This is a genomic window from Yokenella regensburgei (assembly GCF_051486985.1).
Taxonomy (GTDB): Bacteria; Pseudomonadota; Gammaproteobacteria; order Enterobacterales; family Enterobacteriaceae; genus CBFFRJ01.
The window spans coordinates 19,906-41,710 of sequence record NZ_JAHVDV010000019.1; the positions used below are offsets into that span (position 1 = coordinate 19,906).

The 21,805-nt window shown below is 51.5% G+C and carries 21 protein-coding genes and 1 pseudogene; 6 read left to right on the forward strand and 16 right to left on the reverse strand.

Going from position 1 to position 21,805, the window contains the following annotated elements; all coding sequences use genetic code 11:
• Positions 1–19 precede the first annotated feature (19 nt).
• Genes sirB1 through hemA form a run of 5 tightly spaced genes read right to left on the reverse strand, consistent with a single transcriptional unit; the run spans position 20 to position 4,447 of the window.
• Entirely contained in the window at positions 20–829 is an 810-nt protein-coding gene (gene sirB1, locus KXR87_RS14085) for an invasion regulator SirB1 (RefSeq protein WP_437432865.1), read from the reverse strand.
• Between the two features lie 3 nt (positions 830–832).
• Complete coding sequence (sirB2, locus tag KXR87_RS14090; protein WP_437432866.1) at positions 833–1,225, reverse strand: invasion regulator SirB2; 393 nt, start codon at positions 1,223–1,225, stop codon at positions 833–835.
• Positions 1,226–1,232: 7 nt separating this feature from the next.
• Positions 1,233–2,072 (reverse strand): peptide chain release factor N(5)-glutamine methyltransferase, encoded by an 840-nt coding sequence (gene prmC / locus KXR87_RS14095; protein WP_437432867.1) that lies wholly within the window; start codon positions 2,070–2,072, stop codon positions 1,233–1,235.
• Positions 2,072–3,154: a peptide chain release factor 1 gene (gene prfA, locus KXR87_RS14100; RefSeq protein WP_437432868.1), complete on the reverse strand. Its 1,083-nt coding sequence runs from the start codon at positions 3,152–3,154 to the stop codon at positions 2,072–2,074. Before prfA ends, prmC begins: the two co-directional genes overlap by 1 nt.
• A gap of 36 nt (positions 3,155–3,190) precedes the next feature.
• Positions 3,191–4,447 (reverse strand): glutamyl-tRNA reductase, encoded by a 1,257-nt coding sequence (hemA, locus tag KXR87_RS14105; RefSeq protein ID WP_437432869.1) that lies wholly within the window; start codon positions 4,445–4,447, stop codon positions 3,191–3,193.
• Positions 4,448–4,648: 201 nt separating this feature from the next.
• Between hemA and lolB the strand changes: the two genes are divergently transcribed.
• The 4 genes from lolB (at position 4,649) to dauA (ending at position 9,016) form a co-directional block, all read left to right on the forward strand.
• Positions 4,649–5,272, forward strand: coding sequence for a lipoprotein insertase outer membrane protein LolB (gene lolB / locus KXR87_RS14110; RefSeq protein WP_437432870.1), 624 nt, complete (start codon positions 4,649–4,651; stop codon positions 5,270–5,272).
• A complete protein-coding gene (ispE, locus tag KXR87_RS14115; protein ID WP_437432871.1) occupies positions 5,272–6,126 on the forward strand; it encodes a 4-(cytidine 5'-diphospho)-2-C-methyl-D-erythritol kinase in 855 nt (284 codons plus the stop codon). Before lolB ends, ispE begins: the two co-directional genes overlap by 1 nt.
• 140 nt (positions 6,127–6,266) lie before the next feature.
• Positions 6,267–7,214, forward strand: coding sequence for a ribose-phosphate diphosphokinase (prs, locus tag KXR87_RS14120; RefSeq protein ID WP_437432872.1), 948 nt, complete (start codon positions 6,267–6,269; stop codon positions 7,212–7,214).
• 122 nt (positions 7,215–7,336) lie between these two features.
• A complete protein-coding gene (dauA, locus tag KXR87_RS14125) occupies positions 7,337–9,016 on the forward strand; it encodes a C4-dicarboxylic acid transporter DauA (RefSeq protein WP_437432873.1) in 1,680 nt (559 codons plus the stop codon).
• Here dauA and KXR87_RS14130 read toward each other — a convergent pair.
• Both KXR87_RS14130 and ychH read right to left on the reverse strand, forming a co-directional pair.
• Positions 9,011–10,060, reverse strand: coding sequence for a MerR family transcriptional regulator (locus tag KXR87_RS14130; RefSeq protein ID WP_437432874.1), 1,050 nt, complete (start codon positions 10,058–10,060; stop codon positions 9,011–9,013). The genes dauA and KXR87_RS14130 overlap by 6 nt on opposite strands.
• Before the next feature lie 115 nt (positions 10,061–10,175).
• Positions 10,176–10,451: a stress-induced protein YchH gene (gene ychH, locus KXR87_RS14135; protein WP_437432875.1), complete on the reverse strand. Its 276-nt coding sequence runs from the start codon at positions 10,449–10,451 to the stop codon at positions 10,176–10,178.
• Between the two features lie 275 nt (positions 10,452–10,726).
• Here ychH and pth point away from each other — a divergent pair, with 275 nt between their 5' ends.
• The gene (gene pth / locus KXR87_RS14140) at positions 10,727–11,311 is read left to right on the forward strand and encodes an aminoacyl-tRNA hydrolase (RefSeq protein ID WP_437432876.1); all 585 of its coding nucleotides are present in this window, start codon (positions 10,727–10,729) and stop codon (positions 11,309–11,311) included.
• A 125-nt stretch (positions 11,312–11,436) separates the two neighbouring features.
• Positions 11,437–12,531, forward strand: coding sequence for a redox-regulated ATPase YchF (ychF, locus tag KXR87_RS14145; RefSeq protein WP_437432877.1), 1,095 nt, complete (start codon positions 11,437–11,439; stop codon positions 12,529–12,531).
• Between the two features lie 1,179 nt (positions 12,532–13,710).
• Here ychF and KXR87_RS14150 read toward each other — a convergent pair.
• The 9 genes and pseudogenes from KXR87_RS14150 to KXR87_RS14190 all read right to left on the reverse strand — a co-directional run bounded on the left by KXR87_RS14150 (position 13,711) and on the right by KXR87_RS14190 (position 21,786).
• The gene (locus KXR87_RS14150) at positions 13,711–15,024 is read right to left on the reverse strand and encodes an McrC family protein (protein WP_437432878.1); all 1,314 of its coding nucleotides are present in this window, start codon (positions 15,022–15,024) and stop codon (positions 13,711–13,713) included.
• Positions 15,021–17,177 (reverse strand): AAA family ATPase, encoded by a 2,157-nt coding sequence (locus tag KXR87_RS14155; protein WP_437432879.1) that lies wholly within the window; start codon positions 17,175–17,177, stop codon positions 15,021–15,023. The genes KXR87_RS14150 and KXR87_RS14155 overlap by 4 nt, the downstream gene beginning before the upstream one ends.
• A gap of 286 nt (positions 17,178–17,463) precedes the next feature.
• On the reverse strand, positions 17,464–17,865 hold the full coding sequence (locus tag KXR87_RS14160; RefSeq protein ID WP_437432880.1) for a hypothetical protein: 402 nt from the start codon (positions 17,863–17,865) through the stop codon (positions 17,464–17,466).
• 471 nt (positions 17,866–18,336) lie between these two features.
• Positions 18,337–18,825 (reverse strand): annotated as a pseudogene (locus tag KXR87_RS14165) (IS3 family transposase); the annotation flags it as partial.
• 131 nt (positions 18,826–18,956) lie between these two features.
• On the reverse strand, positions 18,957–19,571 hold the full coding sequence (locus KXR87_RS14170) for a LysE family translocator (protein ID WP_437432942.1): 615 nt from the start codon (positions 19,569–19,571) through the stop codon (positions 18,957–18,959).
• A 99-nt stretch (positions 19,572–19,670) separates the two neighbouring features.
• The gene (locus KXR87_RS14175; RefSeq protein ID WP_437432881.1) at positions 19,671–20,474 is read right to left on the reverse strand and encodes an AraC family transcriptional regulator; all 804 of its coding nucleotides are present in this window, start codon (positions 20,472–20,474) and stop codon (positions 19,671–19,673) included.
• Between the two features lie 4 nt (positions 20,475–20,478).
• The gene (locus tag KXR87_RS14180) at positions 20,479–20,775 is read right to left on the reverse strand and encodes a chorismate mutase (protein ID WP_437432882.1); all 297 of its coding nucleotides are present in this window, start codon (positions 20,773–20,775) and stop codon (positions 20,479–20,481) included.
• A gap of 124 nt (positions 20,776–20,899) precedes the next feature.
• Complete coding sequence (locus KXR87_RS14185) at positions 20,900–21,520, reverse strand: class I SAM-dependent methyltransferase (RefSeq protein ID WP_437432883.1); 621 nt, start codon at positions 21,518–21,520, stop codon at positions 20,900–20,902.
• Positions 21,517–21,786, reverse strand: coding sequence for a hypothetical protein (locus tag KXR87_RS14190; protein WP_437432884.1), 270 nt, complete (start codon positions 21,784–21,786; stop codon positions 21,517–21,519). The genes KXR87_RS14185 and KXR87_RS14190 overlap by 4 nt, the downstream gene beginning before the upstream one ends.
• Positions 21,787–21,805 lie beyond the last annotated feature (19 nt).

Sequence of the window (21,805 nt, forward strand, 5' to 3'; positions counted from 1 at the left end):
TGTGTCGATTAAATCGGTTTTAGTGCAGCGTAATGTGTTTATGCGAGATAGTATTGATTTGCGCACGGATCATTTCGCTAATGGGATCTTCCGGACACTGTTCAACGAAATAACTCAGATCGTTGAGAGCAATATGATCGCACTCAAGCTGAGCATAAATTAAACCACGGTCCCGAATTTCATACGGGTCTTCTGGATTAAACTGTAACAACGCTTCGCTGGCGCGTAAGGCCAGCTCCATTTGTTGCTCTTCCATCAGTGCTGATTTGAGCGTATCAAGCAGCTTACGAATAACCTCGGCATTATCTGCTTCGTCGAGATCTTCATTAAACAGCTCCGCGACAGGACTGATGTTCCCTTTCAGCCACACTTCCAGCGTGTGCTCATCCAGTGTGTCACCGTTAAAGGGATTAATCAGCCACATTTCACCGTCCATCCACTCCGCGCGGAGTATAAGCTGGGTCGGGAAAATGACGGGCATTAAGGGGATATCAAGATGACCGGCTATCCACAATAAAATCGCCCCCAGTGACACCGCACTGCCCTGACGATTTTTGAGGACTTTATCCAGCCACAGCGCATCCGAAAGACGATAAACGCCACGGGTATCTTTGAAGCCCCACTCCCCGTAAAACAGTTCAAGAAGTTTCTCCAGCTGCCAGTCCTGCGGCTGAAGCTCAGAAATTTCTTCACGCGCCAGACTTAACAATCGCTCCAGTTCGTCCTGGACAAACTGCGACGGAAAGTCGTCACGAACCTGCTCTGAAATCAGGATCATCCCATCACATAATGGCGCTTTGTTAAATTCAAAATCGGCTAACGACCGCATGTCTTACCCCAGTATCGGTATCTTTGTGGCGGCGAGTTTAATGATGATGTACAGCACCACCAGCCCCAGCAAAAACGCAATAAAACCTGTTTGCTGGCTGCGCGGGCGACGTCGCCCCAACGCAATGAAACCCAAAACGATGTAGATGATAACGCCAAACAGCTTCTCCGTCAGCCATGCCCCGTTTGCAGTAAATGGCATATAGCGCGTGGCGATAACCAGGCCGACGCCGCTGAGCAGCAAAAGCGTATCGACGGCATGTGGCACGATGCGCGCCCAGCGCGCGTTGCCACACGGGTTGTTGGTAAATCGCCACCAGTAGCGCAGGACAAACAGGCTAATGGTCAGAACAACTGACGTCAAATGTATGTTAATCAGAACGTTATACGCAGCCATTGCGCTGTTACTCCTGTAACGGCAGGCGAGCGAGCGTTACACGATCGTTATCGCCATAATCCCGGCAGGTCTCCACCTGTTCATAGCCATTCTCAAAAAAGTGTTTGCGAACGGCGTCGCCCTGCTGCCAGCCATGTTCAATCAACAGCCAGCCGCCGGGAGGTAAAAAGCGCTTTGATTGTGCGATTATCCATGCAATGTCTGCAAGCCCTTCTTTTGCTGCCACCAGCGCGGAGCGAGGTTCGAAGCGAACATCCCCCACGTCAAGATGTGCATCCCGTTCATCAATATAGGGCGGGTTACTCACGATCACGTCGAAACTGGCCCCCTCAAGGGCGCTGAACCAGTGGCTTACCTGAAAAGTGACATTATCGATACCGAGATGCTGCGCATTACGTGTTGCCAGCGCAACCGCATCAGGAATGACATCCACCGCCGTAACATCACAGTCAGGGCGTTCACTGGCAAGCGCAAGAGCAATTGCCCCTGTGCCAGTACCAAGATCGAGAATGCGCACCGGATGAGCAGGCAAACGCTGAAGCGCCAGTTCAACCAGGCACTCGGTATCCGGCCGTGGAATGAGGGTCGCCGGTGAGACAAACAGCGGCAATGACCAGAACTCTTTCATACCAATCAGATGCGCGACAGGTTCACCACGCACACGACGCGCCAGCAGCCTGTCAAGCTGCTGCTGTTCATCTGCACTGAGTCGTGTCTCGCCAAACGCCAGAATAAAGGTACGCGCCCGCCCGGTCACAAAACCCAACAGAATTTCGGCGTCCCGACGCGGACTTTCGCTTTGTGTTAAGCGAGTCACCGCCTCCTGAAGCCAGCGCTGATAATCCATCACTCCTGCCCGGCCAGCGCCGCCAGTTGATCTGCCTGATATTCCTGTACGATAGGTTCAATCAGGGCGTCGAGTTTACCTTCCATTACTTCGTCCAGGCGGTAAATGGTGAGGTTGATACGATGATCGGTAACACGTCCCTGCGGGAAGTTATAGGTGCGATTACGGTCAGAACGGTCGCCACTGCCCAGCAGGTTACGACGGGTGGAGGCTTCCGCCTGCTGACGTTTTTCCATCTCTGCGGCATGAATGCGCGCGCCCAGTACTGACAGCGCTTTAGCTTTGTTTTTGTGCTGTGAACGCTCATCCTGACACTCCACCACTATGCCTGTAGGTAAGTGGGTAATACGGATCGCGGAGTCGGTGGTGTTAACGTGCTGGCCGCCAGCCCCGGAGGAGCGGAAGGTATCGATGCGCAGATCCGCCGGGTTGATATCCGGCAGTTCGGCCTCGGGAAGCTCAGGCATTACCGCCACCGTACAGGCGGAGGTATGGATACGCCCCTGCGATTCCGTCGCGGGAACGCGCTGAACCCGATGGCCACCCGATTCAAATTTAAGACGGCCATAGACCCCCTCGCCGCTGATCCTGGCGATGACTTCTTTATATCCACCATGTTCACCTTCGTTGGCGCTCATGATCTCCACGCGCCAGCGACGGGATTCAGCATAACGGCTGTACATACGGAAGAGATCGCCGGCAAAAAGAGCGGCTTCGTCGCCACCCGTCCCGGCGCGGACTTCAACAAAGGCGCTACGTTCATCGTCGGGGTCCCGGGGGAGTAAAAGGATCTGCAGATGCTGTTCAAGCTGTTCGCTTTTCTCTTTCGCTTCGCGCAGCTCTTCCTGCGCCATCTCGCGCATTTCCGGATCGTCGAGCATCATTTGCGCGGTTTCGATATCTTCCTGAACCTGTTGCCAGTCAGTGAAGCAGCGTGACACGTCACTTAATTGCGCATACTCGCGCGATAAGGCACGGAATCGGTCCTGATCGGCAATAGTTTGCGCATCACCCAACAACGCCTGGACTTCCTGGTGACGTTCGTATAGGGCTTCCAGTTTGGCAACGATAGAAGGCTTCATAGGCGTAAATGCACCCTGTTATAAGAGGTTGTTGTGCTACTCCAGCCCGAGGCTGTTGCGCAGAATATGCAGGCGTTCATCGTCCCCATCACGGGCAGCCTGCTGAAGAGATTTCGTTGGTGCGTGGATCAGGCGATTGGTCAGTTTCCAGGCCAAATCCTGCATGATGGTTTGTGCGTCACCGCCCTGCTCAAGAGCAGCCAACGCTTTTGCGGTAAGCTCGTCACGAATCTGTTCGGACTGACCACGGTAATCGCGAATCGTCTCGCTGGCGCTTTGCGCGCGCAGCCAGGCCATAAATTCGCTGGTTTCCTGCGCAACGATGCTTTCAGCCTGAACCGCTGCCGCTTTTCGCTGTGCCAGATTGTGCTGAATAATACTTTGTAGATCGTCAACGCTATAGAGATAGGCGTTAGCAACCTTACCGACTTCGGGTTCGACGTCACGCGGGACGGCAATATCCACTAATAGTACCGGCTGGTTACGGCGAGCTTTCATGGCGCGCTCCACCATACCTTTACCAATAATAGGCAACGGGCTGGCAGTTGAGCTAATCACGATATCGGCATCTTTCAGGCGAGCATCAATGTCACTTAACGAGATGACTTCTGCGCCCACTTCGTCTGCAAGAAGCTGCGCACGTTCACGGGTACGGTTGGCGATAATCATCTTCTCGACCTTATGCTCACGAAGATGACGCGCCACCAGCTCAATGGTTTCGCCTGCGCCCACCAGCAGCACCGTAACGGAGGAGAGTGATTCAAAGATTTGCCGCGCCAGCGTACAGGCCGCAAAGGCGACAGAGACCGCACTTGCCCCAATATCAGTCTCCGTTCGCACGCGTTTGGCGACGGAAAAAGATTTCTGGAACATGCGCTCAAGTTCGCTCACGTTCAGGTGACCGCGATTGGAATCGGCAAAGGCTTTTTTTACCTGGCCGAGAATTTGCGGCTCCCCAAGCACCAGCGAATCCAGTCCGCTCGCCACGCGCATTAAATGGCTGACGGCGTCGTTATCCTGGTGCCAGTAGAGGCTATTACGTAACTCTTCTTCACTGATCTGATGATAATCACACAGCCAGTGAATAAGCGACTCATGAAGGTTATCCCGTTCTTCAACACTTAAATAGAGCTCGGTGCGGTTACATGTCGACAGCACCACACCGCCCTGCACCATTGGCTGCGAGAGCAGACTTTCCAGCGCCTGATCAAGCGTTTCCGGCGAAAACGTAATACGCTCTCGCAGCGAAACAGGGGCTGTTTTATGGTTAATGCCGAGCGCTAAAAGGGTCATGAGTGCGGGAATAGTACCAACGTTGATAAGGTTAGACTGTGCGCATCATACAGGATGAGCGAGGTCAATAAAAGAGAGCGCCCCCTTTTGGAGTAATCGGTAATTTAATGATTTAAGACAACTTGACCGTAGACGCTACCAGCCCCTGGCGCTAGCATTAAGACAATTAACCGCAACGTATCTCAAGGACGTGTCATTACTATGACTTTGCCGACTTCCAGACTCATCCGCCTGCTCCCGCTGGCAAGCCTCGTTCTCAGCGCCTGTACCCTGAATGCCCCGAAAGGCCCAGGGAAAAGTCCCGATGCGCCGCAGTGGCGTCAGCATCAGCAAGAGGTGCGTGCGCTGAATCAGTTCCAGACCCGGGGTGCCTTTGCATTTATCTCCGATCAGCAAAAAGTCTATGCCCGCTTCTTCTGGCAGCAGACGGGGCAGGAGCGCTATCGTCTGTTGTTGACCAACCCGCTTGGCAGCACCGAGCTTGAACTGAATGCCGCTCCGGGTACGGTTGAGCTGGTGGATAATAAAGGCCAACATTATAAAGCTGATGACGCCGAAGAGATGATTGGCAAGCTGACCGGAATGCCTATTCCACTCAACAGCCTGCGTCAGTGGATTGTGGGTCTGCCGGGCGACGCCACAGATTACAAGCTGGATGACCAGTTCCGTCTGAGTGAAGTCAACTACAGCCAGAACGGCAAAAACTGGAAAGTGGTTTACAACGGCTATGACACTCAGACCAAACCAGCGCTGCCTTCTAATCTGGAGCTGAGCGATGGCGGCCAACGCATCAAGCTGAAAATGGATAACTGGATCGCCAAATAATGATGACGCAGTGGCCCTCTCCGGCAAAGCTTAATCTCTTTTTGTACATTACAGGTCGACGGACCGACGGTTATCATAATCTGCAAACGCTGTTTCAGTTCCTCGATTATGGTGACACCCTGCATATCAGCCCCCGGCACGACGGGGTGATTCGCCTGCTGAATCCGGTCGAGGGGGTAGCGGACGAAGAGAATCTGATTGTCCGTGCCGCCCGCTTACTGATGGCGGCGGCGCAGAAGACCGGCCGTCTGCCGGCAGGTAGCGGTGCCGACATTGGTATCGACAAACGTCTGCCGATGGGCGGAGGGCTGGGGGGCGGTTCTTCTAACGCAGCCACTACTCTGGTGGCGCTCAACCATCTCTGGCAATGTGGACTTAGCGAAGATGAACTGGCAACGCTGGGTCTCAACCTTGGCGCGGACGTGCCGGTTTTCGTGCGGGGGCGCTCTGCGTTTGCCGAGGGGGTGGGCGACAAGCTCACACCCGTTAACCCTGCCGAAAAATGGTATCTGGTTCTGCATCCGGGCGTGCATATTTCGACCCCGGTAATATTCAACGATCCGGAACTGCCACGAAGCACACCCGCCCGGTCAATCGAAACGTTACTAAAATGTGAATTCAGCAATGATTGCGAGGTTATCGCAAGAAAACGTTTTCGTAAGGTTGATGAGGCGCTCATCTGGCTGTTAGAATACGCGCCGTCGCGCCTGACTGGCACCGGAGCTTGTGTTTTTGCTGAATTTGACACAGAGCTTGCTGCTCGTCAGGTGTTAGAGCAAGTCCCGGCGGGTTTGTCCGGTTTTGTGGCGCAGGGCGTCAACCTATCGCCACTTTCCAGAAAACGTGCCGGGTAGCTGAGTTTCGGTGACAACGTCACCTTGTTCCAGACGTTGCATCGCGCTCTTTAATACACCGCCTGAAGGGAATATTGCCTGGCCCGCACAGTTTTTGGCTTATTCTTTTCATCAATGGACGCATGCCTGAGGTTCTTCTCGTGCCTGATATGAAGCTTTTTGCTGGTAACGCCACCCCGGAACTAGCACAACGTATTGCCAACCGCCTGTACACTTCTCTCGGCGACGCCGCCGTAGGTCGCTTTAGCGACGGCGAAGTCAGCGTACAAATTAACGAAAATGTACGCGGTGGTGATATTTTCATCATCCAGTCCACTTGTGCTCCAACTAACGACAACCTGATGGAATTGGTCGTTATGGTTGATGCGCTGCGCCGTGCTTCCGCAGGCCGCATTACCGCTGTTATTCCTTACTTTGGATATGCTCGTCAGGATCGCCGCGTGCGTTCTGCTCGTGTGCCTATCACCGCTAAAGTCGTGGCTGATTTCCTCTCCAGCGTTGGCGTTGACCGCGTCCTCACCGTTGACCTGCATGCTGAACAGATTCAGGGCTTCTTTGACGTTCCGGTCGATAACGTATTCGGCAGCCCTATCCTGCTCGAAGATATGCTGCAGAAAAACCTCGATAACCCTATCATTGTTTCCCCGGATATCGGCGGTGTTGTTCGCGCTCGCGCTATCGCCAAGCTGCTGAACGACACTGACATGGCAATTATTGACAAACGTCGCCCGCGCGCGAACGTCTCTCAGGTGATGCATATCATCGGTGATGTTGCAGACCGCGACTGCGTTATGGTTGATGACATGATCGATACCGGTGGTACGCTGTGTAAGGCCGCAGAAGCGCTGAAAGAACGTGGTGCAAAACGCGTATTTGCTTACGCCACACACCCTATCTTCTCCGGCAATGCCATCCAGAACATCAAAAACTCTGTGATTGATGAGTTCATCGTCTGCGATACCATCCCGCTGACGCCTGAAATCAAAGCGCTGGAAAAAGTCCGCACGCTGACACTGTCAGGCATGCTCGCCGAAGCGATTCGTCGCATCAGCAACGAAGAATCCATTTCTGCAATGTTTGAACACTAACAGAAATCGGCACAGAAACCCGCTACGGCGGGTTTTTTTATTGTTGTAATTTATTTGTATGACTTATTAAAACCAGGTGTCTGTTTTGTCTAACTGATGTTTACGCAGGGAAGAACATCGCTATGAATAAACTCTTTTCCTCACATGTCATGCCTTTCAGTGCGCTGATTGAAGCCTGCTGGAAAGAAAAATACAGCGTGGCGCGTTTTACCCGCGATGTCATTGCGGGCGTGACCGTGGGAATTATTGCCATTCCGCTGGCGATGGCGCTGGCGATTGGCAGCGGCGTCGCACCCCAGTATGGGCTTTACACCGCCGCTATTGCCGGGTTTGTTATCGCACTGTCCGGTGGCTCTCGTTATAGCGTTTCCGGACCAACCGCGGCGTTCGTCGTCATTCTTTATCCCGTTTCCCAGCAGTTTGGCCTGGGGGGATTACTCGTTGCGACACTGATGTCCGGCCTGTTTCTGATCCTCTTTGGCCTTGCCCGCTTTGGGCGGCTGATTGAATACATCCCACTGTCAGTCACGCTGGGATTCACCTCAGGTATCGGCATCACCATTGGTACTATGCAGATTAAAGATTTTCTTGGTCTGCAGGTGCCCCATATGCCCGAACACTATTTGCAAAAAATCGGGGCACTGGGGATGGCGTTGCCGACCTTTAACCCCGGTGATGCCGCCATCGGTATTATTACCTTAGGTACGCTTATATTATGGCCGCGATTGCGTATTCGTTTACCGGGGCATCTGCCGGCCCTGCTGGCAGGCTGCGCCGTGATGGGCGTCGTCAATCTTCTGGGGGGGCAGGTCGCCACCATTGGTTCACAGTTTCATTATGTGCTTGCCGATGGCAGTCAGGGCAACGGCATTCCACAACTGTTACCGCAACTGGTTTTACCCTGGAACCTGCCCGACTCCACTTTTACGTTGAGCTGGGCGTCACTGCAGGCGTTGTTACCCGCCGCCTTTTCGATGGCGATGCTGGGCGCGATTGAATCGCTGCTCTGCGCGGTAGTGCTCGACGGCATGACCAGCACGCGCCACAAAGCCAATAGTGAGTTGATTGGCCAGGGGCTGGGTAATATCATCGCCCCCTTCTTTGGGGGTATCACCGCAACCGCCGCGATTGCCCGTTCTGCGGCGAACGTGCGCGCCGGGGCGACGTCGCCGGTTGCCGCCATTATTCATTCGATACTGGTCATACTGGCCCTGTTGGTTCTCGCCCCCCTGCTCTCCTGGCTACCGCTGTCAGCAATGGCAGCTCTGTTGCTGATGGTGGCGTGGAACATGAGCGAAGCGCATAAGGTTGTGAACCTTCTGCGTCGGGGACCGAAAGACGACATTATCGTTATGCTCATCTGCATGTCGCTCACCGTGCTGTTCGATATGGTTATCGCCATCAGCGTTGGTATCGTTCTTGCCTCGCTGTTGTTTATGCGGCGCATTGCCCGCATGACTCGCCTCGCACCGGTCAGTGCTGAAGTGCCTGCCGATGTGCTGGTGCTGCGGGTGATTGGCCCCATGTTCTTTGCAGCCGCTGACGGCCTCTTTACCGACCTTGAATCGCGCATCAAAGGCAAACGCATTGTGGTACTGAAGTGGGATGCGGTCCCGGTGCTGGATGCCGGAGGGCTTGATGCCTTCCAGCGTTTCGTTAAACGCCTGCCGGAAGGTACCGAGCTTCGCGTAAGTAATCTTGAATTTCAGCCGCTGCGCACGATGGCCCGTGCCGGCATTCAACCCATCCCTGGGCGATTGTCCTTCTGGCCAGACCGTGAGGCGGCGTTAGCTGATTTATGATGCGTGGGATGCGCAACAACGTTTGCGCATCATTACCTCAATCGCGCCCTGCAGCCAGTGCAGTACCGCAGGCGTCATCCAGGTGCCTTTCATAAGATGCGGCTCCTGCTGCATGGCCAGGCGGAATTTCTGCTGAGTCTGCGGATCCGTTCCGGCATAAGACTCAAAGAGCGCAAGCCAGTTTTCCGCCAGTGCCTGCGCCTCATCAGAGTGAGGGGCCAGTGCATCCCGCGTTGCCTGGTGCAGACGTGCGACCAGCGGTGGCCACGCCATCATGCGGTCAAAATAGTGAGCCCGGGTAAAGGCCATCTCCGGCTCAGATAAATAGTGCTGCCAGATGGCGAACTTGCTTTCAGCAAAAGCGCGAGTGATGTAATCGATAACCGCCTCGTCGATGCCGGTCTGTTCTCGCATTTGCGGCTCAACCATATGCATCTCATTCAGACGGGTAAGGAAATCCGGCCGACCTGCCGTATCTTCCTCAAGCCGTGTCATCCAGCGCGTGGCAAGTTCCATTGCGCGCAGGTCATTCACCGGGCAACGGCTCTGCATAAGACGGCGCACCTCCTTAACCATCGCCGTCCACTCCTGGATACGGGCTTCATCATGGCTCACAAATGGCAGCGCCTTTAACTCTTCTTCACTAAACCAGCGGTCGTACATTTTCATTAACTCCAGCGTCTGTAACCAGGACTCCAGATCAGGTTCAGCGCCGCCGGACAACCCATCCCGTAACGTTACCAGTTGCTCACGCAGCGTCTGAATATTACGCATTTGCGCATCAAGCAGTGTGATTTGGTCGTTGAGCAGAGCATCCAGAGGACGCGTCTCCTTTGCCAGATAATCCGCGATAGCTGCCAGGGTCATACCTGCTTTCGTGAGCACCTGTATTCTTTGCAGACGCTTCACATTATTAAGATTGTACAGGCGATACCCGGCAGCGCTTCGGGCGGAAGGGATAAGCAGTCCGATCGATTCATAGTGATGCAGTGTGCGAACGGTGATACCTGCGCGACGCGCCAGCACACCTGACTGAATTAACATGACGGCTCCTTATCTTCCCCACAATCCAGACTCTCAGGCCTGACGTTACGTTAGGGTCAATATAAAAGCCAAAAAAAACGGTTTCCAGTGGAAACCGCTTCTGCGCCATCGCGAATTAGTGGTGACCGTGACCGTCACGGCGGCAGCGTTTATCATAATGACGTACCCACCAATACTTATCGCAGACCTGTTCGTGGCCGCCAATACGCGCGCCGGCGAGCCAGAGCACGGCCCCGACGAAGATACTCAGGATAGCCCCGTGGGCAAAAAACTGGGGTAAATTAAGTTGAGGCAGCTGATTTAACACGGAATAGCTCACGCCGACGACCATTACCACTAATCCCAGGCCCATGAGTACATTACCGAGTAACGAAGCGTTTTTGCGTTTCATAGTGTCACCTCCGGAACGATGGGTTGAACAGGAATAACCCCACTCAATGATTGGGTAAAGTATAGTCAGTGCGGTATGAGCTGATTGCGGTTAGGATCACATTTACTCATATTGAGGCAACATAAGTTTACAAATAAGCCCATGAAATGCATGTAATTCTAATGGTTCATTTCTGAAATCATTTCCCCTTTTGCCGTTTCGACCCGAGGACTTTGTTTTCGGGCGATGCACAACGTAAACTACGCGCTGGTTATTGACCTGGTCAGGAAAAGAAAGTGACGATAAAACTGATTGTCGGGCTGGCGAACCCGGGGGCTGAATATGCAGCCACGCGCCACAATGCCGGCGCGTGGTATGTGGATCTACTGGCAGACCGTTTACGTGCCCCGCTGCGCGAAGAGCCGAAATTTTTTGGTTACGCTTCACGAATAAATATCGCGGGCGAAGATATACGCCTGTTGGTCCCTACGACCTTCATGAACCTTAGCGGTAAGTCCGTTGCGGCAATGGCGACCTTCTATCGCATTAACCCGGATGAGATCCTGGTGGCACACGATGAACTGGATCTGCCGCCAGGCGTGGCAAAGTTTAAGCTCGGCGGCGGGCATGGCGGGCATAACGGTTTAAAAGACATCATCAGTAAGCTTGGTAATAACCCCAACTTCCACCGTTTACGCCTTGGAATTGGCCATCCGGGCGATAAAAACAAAGTTGTTGGTTTTGTACTGGGTAAGCCACCAGCTTCAGAACAAAAATTGATTGACGAAGCGGTAGATGAAGCGGTGCGTTGTACAGAGTTATGGCTTAAGGACGGCCTGGCCAAAGCCACCAGCCGACTCCATACCTTCAAAGCGCAATAAGCCCCCCGGTTGGCATTTATGCCGCGCGATACAACGGTTACGTGTATAATAGGCAGAGTTATCAACTTTTATACAATCTGTTTCATCTAACAGGTTGATTATTCAGAAATTAAGGTAATTACATTATGGGATTCAAATGCGGTATCGTTGGCCTGCCCAACGTAGGTAAATCCACCCTGTTCAACGCGCTCACCAAAGCCGGTATCGAAGCGGCTAACTTCCCCTTCTGTACCATTGAGCCGAACACCGGTGTCGTACCGATGCCCGATCCGCGTCTGGACAAACTGGCAGAGATCGTTAAACCACAGCGTATCCTGCCGACCACGATGGAATTCGTCGATATTGCCGGCCTGGTTAAAGGGGCGTCGAAAGGTGAAGGTCTGGGCAACCAGTTCCTGACCAATATTCGTGAAACCGAGGCCATCGGTCACGTGGTTCGCTGCTTTGAAAACGACAACATTATCCATGTAAATAACAAAGTTGATCCGGCAGACGACATTGAAGTTATTAACACCGAACTGGCCTTGTCCGATCTGGATACCTGCGAACGCGCCCTGCACCGCGTGCAGAAAAAAGCCAAAGGCGGTGATAAAGATGCCAAAGCGGAACAAGCCGCGCTGGAAAAATGTCTGCCACAGCTGGAAAACGCTGGCATGCTGCGTGCGCTGAAAAATCTGACGGAAGAAGACAAGGCTGCCATTAAATATCTGAGCTTCCTGACGCTGAAGCCGACAATGTACATCGCCAACGTCAACGAAGACGGTTTTGAAAATAACCCGTACCTCGATAAAGTACGCGAAATTGCTGCTGCTGAAGGTTCCGTGGTAGTGGCGGTGTGTGCTGCCGTTGAGTCTGATATTGCCGAGCTAGATGATGCTGACCGCGAAGAGTTTATGGCAGAGCTGGGGATTGAAGAGCCGGGACTGAACCGTGTGATCCGTGCCGGTTATGAACTCCTGAACCTGCAAACTTACTTCACGGCTGGTGTGAAAGAGGTGCGTGCATGGACTATCCCTGTCGGCGCTACCGCACCACAGGCCGCCGGTAAAATTCACACCGACTTCGAAAAAGGCTTTATCCGCGCCCAGACTATCGCCTATGAAGATTTCATCACCTACAAAGGTGAGCAAGGCGCTAAAGAAGCCGGGAAGATGCGTGCTGAAGGTAAAGAGTACGTGGTTAAAGATGGCGACGTCATGAACTTCCTGTTCAACGTCTAAATAAGTTTTGTTATCTCATGAGGTTTCATCAAATCTCATGAAAATGACAAAAACAAAAAAATCCACGCAATTGCGTGGATTTTTTATTTTATAAAGTCTCAACTCATCTCGTAACAACGCAGTCAAGAATGAGTACATTGATGTGTACAACATTCTTTCATCTTCATTTTAAGTGATTACAATAACGGTTTAATAAATATACCAGGCTCGTTAAACTCGCCATCGCACAACTGGCACTTGCCATCAATAGTTTCCCATGTACGCCCCACGCCTTCACGCATCAGCTCAATTGTGCGGTCGCGGTACCGACGAAAATGAAGTATTCCAGTTGAGTTTCCCCAAACTCAGGCCAGCAGCCGAAATTACTAAAAGCAGCCTGCCATCTGTTATTTCTTTCATTTGGCATATGAAAAAGCTATACAGGATGCTCATTGGGTAGGAAAGGAATAAAACTAGCTGAACCGCCTGAGGCTGTGTTTGCCCGGACATGACCATCAAAAAAAGTAATTGCAGGTAGCTTTAATACTTTCAACATATATCACCTGGTCACCAGCCAGCTCTCTGATGAGCAGATATACTTCACATCGCTGAATACTCATTATTAATCCTGTGGTTACGGAAAGAAGTAGAAGACAATTATTCCCCTGCTGTTGCAAGAGCTAAAGCAAATAATGAATTGTCAGCAGTAGAAATTTACAGTTATTTGACAGATGCCCCAATCTCAAACATTTTGGACACAGTCTTATTCAGTTCCTCGTTGCTCAGCGCCAACTGGGCCGCCAGGTAGAAGAGGATATGTAGAGAAATCGCGCGCGGGTTCTCGCCGCCGATGTATTTACGCCATTAGCTATTGCTGGCCACGCCTGCAAGATCCGCCATATAGATGTCGGTATAGGATAGGCTCTCTTTCAGACGTTTAGGTCTTCCATAAATCCCGGCCTGCCACGTAAACCATCAGAACCGCCAGCCGCTTTTCAGTGGAAATACACCTAGACCCGATTTGCATCTGCCAGGCGCCGCTTTTCGCTCAAAGCAGACGTCTTACCCTTCGGTCTGTCCCCTTTATACCTAAACTAAAATCCGGCCTATTGTCACGCATTAAAGTGTTGATGTAAGTATGGACATGATTTATTGCGGCTGCCAAGTTTCAAGGTTTATCAGTGTCATTACTTATTCCCTCTATGTGTTGATGGTGATGAGGTAAATTAATTGCTCGACAATGTCGGCTTCATCGGGAATCAGATCGACACTCGCCACCTGTAATCGTTGCAACCGTTCTTCGCCCGCTAAAATCCTATAGCCTGCATTCAATATCTGATCTCCCAAACCTGCATGATGTGGATAGAGGAGCATGACTTTCGGGCAGTGATAAAGCTGGGCGTAGGCCATCATCTGATAGACATCGGCTTGTGATACGCCGCCTTTTGCATTTTCAGAATGATGTCCGATACGCTTCCATTTAGTATCTATGATCATAACAATCTGATGGTTCTGCTCGATAAGCAGGTCCGGACGGGTCTGGAAGCGTGGTGTGCCTTCTTTTGCGTCCTCGATCAGACAGTATAATCTGCCTGCCTGCGCACGAACCGTCCATTCCGTACCGCGTACAGCACGCTTCGCCAGTGCCGCTATATATGCCTCGAACAGATCGTTCATCGGGAAAAGCAGTGTAATCCCGTTCTGCGCTCGCTTATCGTGGTGTGTAGCCTGCCAGTCGCGTCGCAGGAGAAGACGTGCGAGATTGTAGAGTGCTTCCCAGCGATGATTGGTTCGGTCGATCCGCACCTGTGGCCAAGGCAGGTGACTCAAGGGGACATCGCTAACACCCGCCAGCAGGATACGTAATTCATTCAGACGGCGAAGCGTATCAGCAGCTCGGGCATAATGGTGAAGTAAAACTACACACGCCTTCATAATTCGAAGTAGGCTGGTATCAGCCGATAGAACGTCGTAACGACAGGCGAGACGGTCAGGGCGAACGGCAAGCGTAGTGAATTGTCGTTTGATATTGAGCCTTCCGCGCAATGAGGGCAAATCGTCTTCCTGTGCCAAATAGGCGCGCGGTAATCCCCGATGTACTTCAGACAAGAGTAGATCGGCGAACAAGCGGATAAGTATCTCTAGCAAGCTTTCAGCTTGTCTCGCCATTGTTGCAGCCTGTCCATTGCCGAGTTTAAGGCCGAGGGCGACATCAAGCATACGTATCAGGCGATTGCGTATTGTGGCGTCCGGTTCTCTCGTCTCGTTGTCGAATTTAGGCAGGATCTCAAGGCTACATCCCGGAGCGGCAATGACCCCAACCATTTGCCCGGCAATAATTTTGTTATGGCGATCGATTAAGATATTGCTACCGTGCCGATTTGCCAACGGATGCTCGCGCGCCGCCGTAAGCAGCGCGTTAGCCTGAGGGCGAGTAAAAGCATGAGGAGCATTTATGTTGCTTTCCGTGCTCACATAAACAGCACCCCATTCGCGAACCGTGAGGTGCGTCATTCTTTCGATTCACCAGCCACCTCAAGAGCGGTGACATTTAACGTCCTGGCTTTGCCTATCAGTCGATCAAAGGCGTCATTTCTGAACGGTGCACGTACCGACCAGCTTGATAATGGTTCCCCCTCTATTCCGGGTGGCGGTAAAATCTGCTCTTCCTGCATAAAACCATCGCCCAGCACTGCCGCGATTCGGCTCCAGTCCTCGAAGAAATACTCTTGTAACAGCGGTATGACCTTATTGCGCACTGCATCTTCAACTTGTGCCTTGGATTCACAATTGATAAAAAAGGCGTGTCCAATGCGATATTCCCGGCCTATAAGATATTCAATTCGCTGGTTGATGGTATTCAGAACAGCTTTGAGATCGATCCCCTCGACTTCACTTAGCAAGGTCGCGTCGGGAGCCATTTCCCGAAAGTTGAATCGCCGTCTTAATGCTGTGTCGAGCAATGCGATGGATCGATCGGCGGTATTCATGGTGCCTATGATATGAAGGTTGGCGGGGATGCCAAAATCTTTCTTTTTCGAATAAGGCAGAGTTACGGTGAGTGCATCAGGCATTCCCAGACGTTTATCTGGCTCAATTAACGTAATCAGTTCACCGAACACTTTCGAGATATTTGCCCGGTTGATCTCATCAATAATGAGGACGAACTGTTCTGGTTGCCCTTTTACATCGGAACTATTATCCAGATTCTCTGTACTCGAAAGCAGTCTGCCTAGCGCCGGGATATTCACACAACTGGTGGCAATGGAATAGAGCTTTCGCATGGTGAAGTCACCATCGATAATGGTATCGAGTGGCAGTGGTTCATCAAGAGTTAGTAGCCAGCGAACTGGGCGGCGGTGGGCATAGTAACCTTCGGCTTCAGGAACGAAATAGTAATCACCAGTGATTTCAGCGATAGCGCGAAACGCAGTGTTCCCATAAGGGACAATCACGATATCACCAGGCTTCATTTCGCAACGGAAAGGATAGGTTTGCGTCCAGTTACTAGGCGTCAGGTTCCCAGGATTTTGCTTGATCCATTCATCATGAATCGCGTGGAACGATGAAAATCTATCCGCACTCCAGTCTATGGTCCCACCCCAACCCAGTGCGATATACCCGTTGTCGCGAGCATCTTCATACACATCGTCTTCGGTGCCGATTGTCCCTTGCCCCATTTTCCAGAAGCGTTTTTGGGACAGTTGCAGTGCCGAGGCATCCGTCTGTGCACGGGGTTGTGTTCTAGCCTGATCAGCAAGGGCGCAAATTTCTCTGAAGAGCCCCGGCGTAGGCATGAGTCTGAATCCTGCAGACGAAGACTCATCTTCACCGATTTCTGGGCGAAGGCCCTCAACGAAGGTTTCGTAGTCATAGCTCTGATGGAAGGTGACGAAAGAGATCCTCTTTTCTGCCATCAGTTCGTTATAGCGCGCCATCAGGGCCGCACGCCCATCTTTTGAGTTCGGATAGGCGTCTTTGCCATCACAGAGCGCTACAGCTTCACTCGCCGTGTGATAGGTCTTTCCGGTACCAGGAGGACCGTAAAAAATAAGGTTAGTCGGAGTTGGTTTATTATGGGCCACCAGTTCGCTTCCTTTCGTAAGGATGAACGTATATTTCCGGGTTGTGCTCTTTTTAGGCCCCTCCGTCACCGGAGGGGGAACATCCGCTAGCTCCTGAAATTTTTGACCATCAAGAGCCTGACAGATGTTCGGCCATCCCTTGTCGAGACCCATTTCAGTATTCAGAGGACCAACTACTAAAGTGACACTGGAGTCACCCCGCTCTCTGGCTGGTGTGATGTAGTTTTCAAGGACATAATCCCGAATTTCGTCGGCCTGAGAGTTATCACCGCTCAGGAAGCGTCCATATTGCCCGAGCCAGCTATTCCAGTTGGACAATCGGTTAATCGGTCGCTCTGATTCAGGCATTAGCAACCGATATTCGTCACCGTTGTGTTTAGCATCACGGCGAATTTCTTTAATCCGCTTTCGCAATTGCGCAAACCCATCCGCCTTGTAGGCTGAATCCAGATCTGCATGAGGAGAGCCCAGCGCGGCGAGATTTTTTTCGATAGTTTTGACAGCATAAATACGAGAGTTGAGGCCCGTTGGTGATGTAGCGCCTCTGATTTCCAACCATTCCCGAAATTCAACTTCGAGCATTCCCGATGTCCTATCAATTAAGGTTGACTCACTGGCTGCTATCATCCTGGATAATGGGAGAGTCAACAAGGATACTGTGTGTCAGAACAGCATTTATTTCACCTCATGGACAGCAACGTTTACTGCCAGGCTACCACCAGCACACTTTCAGTAGACTTACCCCGCGCCAGGCTCATTTTAAGCCAACTGCCGGAAGAACTCGCAGATATAGATATAGGCAGGGAACGGCTAAGCCAGCTCTTACTGCAGTGACCTTTGGGCAAGAACACGCCCTGCCCCTCAGCCATTATTCAAATCCATAATCAGCAAGAGACAAAATCACTACTGCTTTGATAGAAGAGTGCTTCGTCGAAGGTAGTTGTTTTGTGATTCTGAAATTTTTAGAGCTTGAACGTAAAACCCATTTTTCAAAATTGGGCACTTTACGGGTTTTTATTTTTCCATCTTCAAATCTGGAAAGTGCACGGTAAAAACCGGCCCCTACACCGATAGAGAACGCTTCAAGTATAAGGGCGTCAATATCATCACCCACTCCATTTGCCGTGCGAAACTTCATTTGGGCTATGAGGTTCTCTAATTTTTCCGTTGGGAACATGCCTTCTGCTTTGACGTCAAACTCGTCTTCAAACCGGCTCACAACTTTATTAATGGACTGTGAGTGAGCTTCTATTCTGATCTTGTTGTACATGGTCTTACCGTGACTAAAATAGTACCATCATTATGAGCTGTGTATGGCCGGTCAAAAGAGCATCAGATCCGTTAGAATCCATTGACACCATACGCAAAGTATACGCCAATGTTACTACCGACTAGCTTCATATCTATAGGGTAGTCAGGTTAAAATTAAAAAAAGCTTTTTTTCCGCATGAGATTGCTCCTTAACAAAAATTTACAACATGTACTCATGTTTTTCTGCTGTTAAATCCTTTTTCAGCTTCTTCACGAACATGCTCAGATACTTTCATAGTTCTTTGCAATATAGTTCATGAAATGACATAGTCATAAGAAATTATTATTTATTACAAAGAAAATATAGATGCATAATTATTGATGAACAAAACCTTTACTCAATATAAGAGTACCCATTCCAAATATTAATAACCCTCACCTCTTCTCATTACAGTGAATCGCCACGGATAGTCTAGACACTTCCGAACCGTTAATAATACTGGTTTTCATATTCTGTCCGTGACATCTGATCGCCAGAACCATACCGACGCTTACTGTTATAAAACATTTCGATGTAATCAAAAATATCGCTGCGGGCTTCTTCCCGCGTTCCGTAAATCTTTTTCTTTATCCGTTCACGCTTCAGCAATTGGCAAAAGCTTTCTGCAACCGCATTATCGTGGCAGTTACCGCGACGGCTCATGCTGCCCTCCAGTCCGTGTGATTTCAGGAACGACTGCCACTCATGGCTTGTGTACTGCCTGCCCTGACCCGAATGAACCAGCACCTTTTTTTGGGGATTACGCCGCCATACAGCCATCAGCAGTGCGTTCAGGACAATGTCCTTTGTCATCCGGGATTCCATGGGCCAGCCGATAATTTTGCGTGAGAACAGCTCAACAACCACAGCCAGAGACAGTCAGTCTTCGTGAGTCCTGGTATAGGTTATATCGGTTACCCAACGCTCATCCGGAGCATCCGGATTGCATTAATGAAGCCGTTTTCACAATGAGAGCCTCACGACTGTCGCCTGGCGCGGTCTACCGGCCTGGCGGTAAACGTCTAGAAAGATAACGGTAAGGGCGTAAGTGCACTTTCCCCCGAGCCTCATTATTGTCCGGCTAAGGCGAGCCTGATGCCGACCGCGATAAACGCCAGCGCCACGCCCCAACGAATGCATCTCATTGCACGGTGATTTTCCACAATCCTGTGACTTACGCCTGAGGCAAAAATGCCATACAGCGAAAAAACAGCAAACGTCATTGCGGCAAAAATAGCCGACAGCATCAGCATAGTCCGGGTGGGGTGCGTATCATGCACTGCGATAAATTGCGGAAGAAAAGCCAGGAAAAATAATGACAGCTTGGGATTAAGAATATTCGCGACCACGGACTGCTTTATCAGGCTGCAATAAGAGAGCGTTGCACCCCTGGCATCAACCGATAACAGACCTCCGTCGCGTAACGTTTGCCACGCCATATAGAGTAAATAAGCCACCCCCGTATATTTCACAACCGAGAAGAGCAGCGGGCTGGCATGTAATAAAGTGGCGAGCCCCGTAACGGCCGCCAGCATATGGGGCAGCACGCCAAGGGTGCAGCCCGCGGCGGTAACGACAGCTCCCCGGGTGCCCTGCCGGAGACCGGCTGCAAGCGTAATAAGCGTTCCGGCTCCCGGCGACAGAATTATCAGTAAAGATGTCACCAGGAAGTCGTTTTCAATCATCATAAATTAAGCCTCACCGCGAGCTGAAAAAGGATTTTCAGTATCCGAATAAGGCCTGTTCGGGTCTTGAATAAAATTGCAGGGTGGTCAGTGCCAGATTCAGCGCCAGTGCTGCGCGAAACGCCCCGGTGTATAACCAAAACTGCGCATGAAAAGACGTGTCATGTGGCTCTGATCGGCAAATCCGGCAGCGGCGGCCGTTTCAGAAAGAGGCATGCCACCAGCGATAAGTTTACGTACCAATCCTAACCGCCGCTGCAGCAGATATGCATGAGGCGTCATTCCACTATACCGCTTAAAGGCGCGCAGGAACTGAAACTGACTGACTCCCGCGCAAGCCGCCAGTTCAGCAAGGGTAACAGCATGTGCCGGGTCGTCATCCATTCTTTCTCTGGCAAAGGCAATGCTTTTTAACGGCAGGTTTTCCTGATGCACGGCGAACTCAGACAGCGTCGACACAATAAGTATTAACGCCTCATCCGCCGCCAACTTTGCCACATCGCCTTCGCCCAGAACCACCGCGTTATATAAGCGGGCGAAGTTTGCCGCCACGTTGTGGTCGGTGAGTACTGGTTGGGTAAATTCCCGGCAGTGGCATTTCCCCTCGCTAATCGCGAGGATGTTGCGATTGATAAGTTCAGGATCAACATAAAGCATCCGCCAGGCGCGGGGGCCGCAGAGTGGGCTCCCGTCATGGACCTCACCGGGATTCACGGTAATAATATCGCCCGCTTTTGACTCAACCTTACCGCGTCCGCTCAGTGATTTTTGCGCGCCGCTGTCCATGAAACCGATGCCGAACTGGTCATGCGTATGGCGGCCAAATGCAAAGTCACTGTCGGCGCTTACCGCCTCTATCCCGGGAACGGAAACCGGGACAAGCTCTACGGCGTGTTGTCGCATGGTGTCAGCCTTTTTCCTGGCGCAAACGATCGTGTTGTGCCATCTCGTAGTCAATGAATGCGTCTATCATCGCCCGGTAGATTTTCTCAATGATCGCTTCGGGAAGTCCTGTCTGCGCGGCTTTGCCACGAACTTTATCGATGACCTGCTGTACGCGATCCGGGGCGCGAACCGCCGCATGATCGGTCTTGAAGCTGGCGGCAGCGCTAACGCATCTGGCACGTTGAGTTATAAGGTTAACCAGCTCACTGTCAATCTGATCGATCTCTTTTCTGACTTCTTCGATGGTAGAAAAATGCACGCTATGAACCCTTAAACTAGTACAAGAGTTCACAAGGATAGCTTAACGCCTGATAAAGCGCAGCAAAAAAAGGCGTCTTCCTACCCTTGTCCCCGGTTTCTGAAAAGGAAACCCACCTTGAACATTAGCGTTTTTTGATCACCGCAAAATAGCTTAGCCACTGCCTGCCGGGGATGTTTTCCGCAGCACCGTTTACGGTTTCAGCCTCAAACTCATGCAATGACTCAACGATAAAGCGCGCCCGGAAAGTCTCAAAAATTTCATCAGCGTTAACCCCCGCATCGTCCTCACTCGCTTTTTTACAGGTCAGAATATAGAGTCGCCCATTATCGTTAAGTAATTTTTCAACGATATCGAGGTAAGCCGCTTTTCTCATCTCATCGCCTGAAAAGATATGGAACAGGCCGCTGTCGATAATGGTCTGAAACTTCCGATCCCAGTTACCTATAGTGAAGAAATCTTCAACCATAAAGTCGATATCAAGACCAGCCGCCTTCGCTTTCGCCCTCGCCCGCACGACAGCTTCTTCAACAAAATCAATCCCGGTCACCTGCTCACCACGCGCAGCAAAATACGCGGCAAGCGTACCCGTACCACAACCAATATCCAAAACTGGCCCGCGTATATCCGCCGCGTGCTCAATGAAAGGCTTTTGTGGGCGACCGGTATCCCATACTGGCCTGGCATTATCGGCATAATGCTCTCTGAAGCCTGCCTGATGGGCTTTACTGTCGATCGTGCTCATGACTGTTTTCCTTTTTTGTAGTCACTGATATAGGCGTTCGCTCCTTGTGCACGTGCGCTGTGTTCCTCCGGATGGTGTTGGGCCTGGGCGTTCTCCTCCCGGCGCAGGTTATACATATGAATGGCGCCATCCAACGCCCTGCGGATAACCGCGCCGAGTGGGACATCTATGCCGAGCTCCTCTTCTAACTGTTCCTTCCAGTCTGTAAAAACCTTCAGTTGCTCATCCGTCAACCGTACGGTGACGACATTACTTTTTCTGCTCATCTTTGTCTCATCTTCAGGG